Source organism: Halobacillus sp. BBL2006 (assembly GCF_000786645.1).
Taxonomy (GTDB): Bacteria; Bacillota; Bacilli; order Bacillales; family Halobacillaceae; genus Halobacillus.
Genome location: NZ_JRNX01000473.1, coordinates 1 through 4,808, shown reverse-complemented (window position 1 = coordinate 4,808; position 4,808 = coordinate 1). Strand labels below are relative to the sequence as shown.

The 4,808-nt window shown below is 40.5% G+C and carries 7 protein-coding genes; 4 read left to right on the top strand and 3 right to left on the bottom strand.

Going from position 1 to position 4,808, the window contains the following annotated elements; translation table 11 throughout:
* The 3 genes from LD39_RS14045 to LD39_RS14035 form a co-directional block, all read right to left on the bottom strand.
* The coding region (locus LD39_RS14045; protein ID WP_035548240.1) for an MFS transporter at nucleotides 1-335 on the bottom strand (335 nt) is incomplete at its 3' end.
* Between the two features lie 14 nt (nucleotides 336-349).
* Complete coding sequence (locus tag LD39_RS14040) at nucleotides 350-766, bottom strand: MarR family winged helix-turn-helix transcriptional regulator (RefSeq protein WP_035548236.1); 417 nt, start codon at nucleotides 764-766, stop codon at nucleotides 350-352.
* A gap of 115 nt (nucleotides 767-881) precedes the next feature.
* Entirely contained in the window at nucleotides 882-1,184 is a 303-nt protein-coding gene (locus LD39_RS14035; RefSeq protein ID WP_035548234.1) for a hypothetical protein, read from the bottom strand.
* Between the two features lie 126 nt (nucleotides 1,185-1,310).
* Here LD39_RS14035 and LD39_RS14030 point away from each other — a divergent pair, with 126 nt between their 5' ends.
* From LD39_RS14030 to LD39_RS14015, 4 genes are all read left to right on the top strand, one after another.
* The gene (locus LD39_RS14030; protein ID WP_035548230.1) at nucleotides 1,311-2,150 is read left to right on the top strand and encodes an S-adenosyl-l-methionine hydroxide adenosyltransferase family protein; all 840 of its coding nucleotides are present in this window, start codon (nucleotides 1,311-1,313) and stop codon (nucleotides 2,148-2,150) included.
* 64 nt (nucleotides 2,151-2,214) lie between these two features.
* Nucleotides 2,215-2,688, top strand: a complete 474-nt coding sequence (locus tag LD39_RS21820) for a DUF4362 domain-containing protein (protein ID WP_052158880.1) — start codon at nucleotides 2,215-2,217, stop codon at nucleotides 2,686-2,688.
* 90 nt (nucleotides 2,689-2,778) lie between these two features.
* The gene (locus tag LD39_RS14020; RefSeq protein ID WP_035548227.1) at nucleotides 2,779-3,603 is read left to right on the top strand and encodes an aldo/keto reductase; all 825 of its coding nucleotides are present in this window, start codon (nucleotides 2,779-2,781) and stop codon (nucleotides 3,601-3,603) included.
* Between the two features lie 273 nt (nucleotides 3,604-3,876).
* The gene (locus LD39_RS14015; protein WP_035548224.1) at nucleotides 3,877-4,644 is read left to right on the top strand and encodes a helix-turn-helix transcriptional regulator; all 768 of its coding nucleotides are present in this window, start codon (nucleotides 3,877-3,879) and stop codon (nucleotides 4,642-4,644) included.
* The last annotated feature ends 164 nt before the right edge of the window (nucleotides 4,645-4,808 follow it).

The window sequence follows — 4,808 nt, the reverse complement described above, 5'->3', positions numbered from 1 at the left end:
CCACCAAAACCTTGCAGGCCACGATAGATGATCAATTGATAAATGGTTTCAGATGTCCCGCATAACAGCGAACCTAAAATAAAGATTCCTATACCTGTTAAAATAAATGGTTTGCGTCCATACGTATCTGACAGTTTACCGACTAAAATTGCAGTGATACTTGTTGTCAGCATATAGATCGTAAAGACCCAGCTGAAGTAATCCATTCCGCCGATGTCGGCTACGATGATCGGTAACGCTGTGCCGACGATCGTCTGGTTCAAAGCAGCAAAAAGCATAGCCGCCATAATGGCAATCATGATGGTTACCTTTTGTTTATATTCTAGATGCTCCATGTTGATCTCACCCTTTATAGTTTGTTAAAGACCCTGATCAGTTCGTTCAGTTCTTCTACTGATAATTTTTGAAAGCGTTGATTCAAATAATCGGTCCGTTTATCATTCAGTTGATGAAAAATCCTTTCGCCTTCTTCTGTCAGTTCAAATACAACGACGCGCCGATCCTTTTCCGATCTGTTGCGTACCATCAAATTCTTTTCTGTTAATCGATCCATGATTGAAGTCGCATGACTGTTAGAAACATTAAGCGTAGAGGCGAGCGATGAAACATTCTGATTACTGTTTTCTCTTATGGCGCGCAGAAAGGCAAATTCGCTGCCGGTGAATTCTTCTCCCAGTCGATCATTTAAATCTCTGCGGAATTCTTTTATAAAAAAACGCATGATTTCTTCAAGCTCTGAAATCAGCGTCATTTTCTTTTCGTTCATCAAGTATCTCTCCTTAAAAATAGATCACTATATAAATATTAAACTAGGTTAAATATTATGGCAACGAAATTTATGCTGTTCACAAAAAAACTTGCCTTCTTTATGTAGGCAAGTTTCAGTAATTCCATCTTCTATAACCGGATTTTTCCGCTTCATATTTTGAAATAAACACGACAGCATGATCTAAGTCTTCATATCCAGGATCACCTTGAACATAATAAATTAATTCACCATGGGCATTTGTATGGCCTTTTACGATTTCAGTTACTTGACGACTGATCTTTGGCTTTTTAGAGATTAAAGCGATACCCGGAAATTTAAAGTGGATCACAAGTTTTTGAATCATACCTAATGCAATAAAATAAAGGCTTTTGACTGTTTGGCTCCCTTTTGAGAGTAAGCTCTGTAATGGTTTCATCGTACTCCTCCTTACGATATCGTATGCTCTAACTAGTAAACCGTTCTAGTATTAATTTGATTTTGGTCAGAATATTCTATAAACTATCAATAATTTATTATTCCATTTGAAAGGTAGGGAGAAGGAATGAAAAAAGCACTCGTATTACAATCTGATTTCGGTATTAGTGATGGGGCAGTGAGTGCGATGCACGGTGTAGCTCACTCTGTTCACGGTGAGTTGTCCATTTTTGATTTAACCCATGATATTCCCCCGTTTAATATATGGGAGGCTTCCTACCGTCTTTGGCAAACGATGACGTATTGGAGAGAAGGAACGGTGTTCGTTTCGGTTATTGATCCGGGTGTGGGCTCGACACGGAGAAGTATCGTCGTTAAAACGGGATCGGGACATTATATCGTAACACCAGATAATGGGACGTTGACTCATATCCAGCGCACAGAAAGAATTGTGGAAGCCCGTGAAATTGACGAAACGATCAATCGCCTGCCTAAATCAGGGGAATCTTACACCTTTCACGGACGTGATATTTATGCGTTCACAGGGGCGCGTCTAGCTTCAGAGGTCATTACTTTTGAAGAGGTTGGAGAACGAATTGATCATGAATCGCTTGTCAGTTTGCCAGTAAAGGAACCGAGAAGGCTGAAACAGTCTACCGAAGGCATCATTGATATATTAGACGTTCGTTTCGGGAATTTATGGACAAACATTCCCAGGCCTTTGCTAAAGGAGTTAGGTATCGAATACGGAGATACGTTGAATGTAACGATTTTGTATGATGGCAGGGAAGTGTACCATAATGCGATGACGTTTGGACGGTCATTTGCAGATACACATAAAGGTGAGCCGCTCGTCTACGTGAATTCACTCGATAATTTAGGAGTAGCGATTAACCAGGGATCTTTTGCGAAAGCCTACAATATCGGTACGGGCTCTACTTGGGAAATCGTGTTTACAAAACTTTGAAGTTGAGAAGAGATTTGTAACTTTATTCCATTGTTGTCGTCTCATTCTATAGAGGTGATGAATCATGAACCGGTGGGTGGTTATTCTGTTGTTCCTTTTTGTAATGGGGTGTGGAACGGACGCAGTGGTGGAAGAGTTTCAGCAAGAAGCGGACCGAGAAGAAGTACCGGTATCTGATTTAAAGGACAACGCTCATACACCTGACAGTCCGGAGGGGAATTTGATTAAGAATGAGCTTGAAAACCAAAGAAAACTCGATGCTTTTATGGAGAAAGTGACTGGGGGTGTACCCGCTGATGTCCGGATTGTACGGTACACAACAGAGGGAGCCCCTATTTATACTGATCTATCATTTGATGGAGAGAAAATTGACTTTAAGCGTGATACGAGACGAGATAAGAATGGGAACGGCGGAATCATTAAACGGACGTGCAAAAGCATCAAGAAAGAAAAGACACAGGGTAGAACGACTTACTTTTTGAGCTGTGGCATATACGGCAAGGTTGAATTACTTACTCTTATGTATGAAGAATACTAGTCATGGGGGCTGTGAGCAAAATTCCGGCATTTGGAAACAGCCCTGTGCTACACTACTACTGTAAACTTTTATGAGGAAGGGTGTATTCACATGAAAACCATGACGCTACATAGCAATGTAGAGATGCCACAACTCGGTTTTGGTGTATGGCAAGTAGAAGAAGCAGATGCAGTTCCTGCCGTGACAAAAGCATTAGAAACGGGATACCGGTCCATTGATACAGCTGCCATTTACGGAAATGAAAAGCAGGTTGGCGAAGCCATTAAGCAAAGTGAATTAGGTCGCGATGAACTTTTCATTACAACAAAAGTGTGGAACACCGATCAGGGCTATGAGAATACGATTAAGGCACTGGATACCAGTCTAGATAAATTAGGGTTAGATTATGTCGACCTTTACTTGATCCACTGGCCGACGCCTGAATATGACGATTACGTAGAAACCTATAAAGCTTTAGAACAATTGCAGAAAGACGGAAAAGTCAAAGCAATCGGTGTCTGTAACTTTAACATTGAACATCTTCAACGTCTTCTTGATGAGTGTGATGTGAAGCCGGCAGTCAACCAGGTCGAGTGTCACCCATATCTTGCACAAAACGAGCTGAAAGACTTTTGCCGTGACAATGGCATTCATTTAGAAGCTTGGAGCCCGTTAATGCAAGGGGGAGAGGTGTTGAAAAACGACACGGTTCAATCTATTGCTGAAAATCACGGAAAGACCCCTGCACAAGTAATCATTCGTTGGCATTTACAAAACGATACGATTGTAATTCCTAAGTCTGTCACTCCTTCACGTATTGAAGAGAACTTTGATGTGTTTGATTTTGAACTGACGGCAGAGGATATGCAAGCAATCAACAAACTTGATCGTGGAGAGCGTAAAGGACCAGAACCTTCTGAGATGAACGTACGATAAAAGTCCGTCTCTCAGCCATATTAAACTCATTAAGCTGCCAGGTCTCTCCTCGGCAGCTTATTTTATTCGGTTTTTTACATTTATCTCCATAAAATGATAAAAAACAACATATTATTATTAAAAAATATCAATTTTTTAATAGATTGCTCTTTGCTTCTTTAGTATGATATGACTTCATAGATTAAAATCGGGCTTTTCTGAAAAAGGTTAAGCTCGTAATGGAGACCTGCGTCTTAGTTTTCCTGTTTTATTGTTATGATTAGAGGTGAGAGTATGACAGATCAAAACCATATGTTCTCAACAATGGTCATGGAAGAGATTGATGCAACACTTGATCATCCCAATCTTGACCTTTTTTTCGAAGCGGCCTATCAAATCATAGAAGATATGAAGCTCGGAAATGAAGAAAGTGCCATACGCTCTCTTGAGAAGGTGAACCAAATGTTGAGCGAGAGGGCTCCTCATGACCTTTACCGCGCATACCGCAATTTTTATATCGTGTTGATTTCAAACTTTTTTCAAAACACTCTGGAGTGGAACATCCCACGTTCACGTGTTTTTGCTTATAATGCAGCTAGTATAAATTATATAGAGCGTCATGTCGCACCGGAAAAGCTGAAAGAGGCGATGGAGTTTCTGATCTCATACTTTGCCAACGTCGTAAAGGAATGGCGAATGCCGAGTTCAGATCATCCAATGATCAGTCAGGCCTATCATATCATCAGTTCTCATTTGGAGAAGCCGATCACGATTCAGCATATAGCTAGAGAGCTTGAAATCAGCCCGTCCCACTTAGCAAGGAAATTCAAAGAACATACAGGTAAAACATTGAAGAAAGTTATTAATGAAATGAAAGTATCTGCTTCCGTATATTATTTGCAGCATTCTAAAAGACCAATTGCAGATATCTCCCACCAGTTTGTCTTTTGCAATCAAAGCTACTATACAAAGAAATTCAAAGATCAGTTTGGAATTACGCCAAAGCAGTACCGTAAGCAGTTCCAGGAGAATTCGGAGTTTTTTCAACTGATCCCATCTTAAACACTTCCAGACGTCCACGATTAATGGGGCGTTTTTTTATTATCAACGTTCTGCTTACTCTATATGATGAGTCTTCTTATTCAACATAAGCTCCCTATTCCGGAAGACTTAGTTTCGAGACTTTTATGTGCGAGGATGGTGGCGGGGAAAACAACTCCCTTTCC

Excerpts from the sequence above, each read along its gene's own strand:
- LD39_RS21820 (WP_052158880.1), top strand. The coding sequence starts at position 2,215 with ATGAACCGGTGGGTGGTTATTCTGTTGTTCCTTTTTGTAATGGGGTGT.
- LD39_RS14030 (WP_035548230.1), top strand. The coding sequence starts at position 1,311 with ATGAAAAAAGCACTCGTATTACAATCTGATTTCGGTATTAGTGATGGG.
- LD39_RS14015 (WP_035548224.1), top strand. The coding sequence starts at position 3,877 with ATGACAGATCAAAACCATATGTTCTCAACAATGGTCATGGAAGAGATT.
- LD39_RS14035 (WP_035548234.1), bottom strand. The coding sequence starts at position 1,184 with ATGAAACCATTACAGAGCTTACTCTCAAAAGGGAGCCAAACAGTCAAA.
- LD39_RS14040 (WP_035548236.1), bottom strand. The coding sequence starts at position 766 with ATGAACGAAAAGAAAATGACGCTGATTTCAGAGCTTGAAGAAATCATG.
- LD39_RS14020 (WP_035548227.1), top strand. The coding sequence starts at position 2,779 with ATGAAAACCATGACGCTACATAGCAATGTAGAGATGCCACAACTCGGT.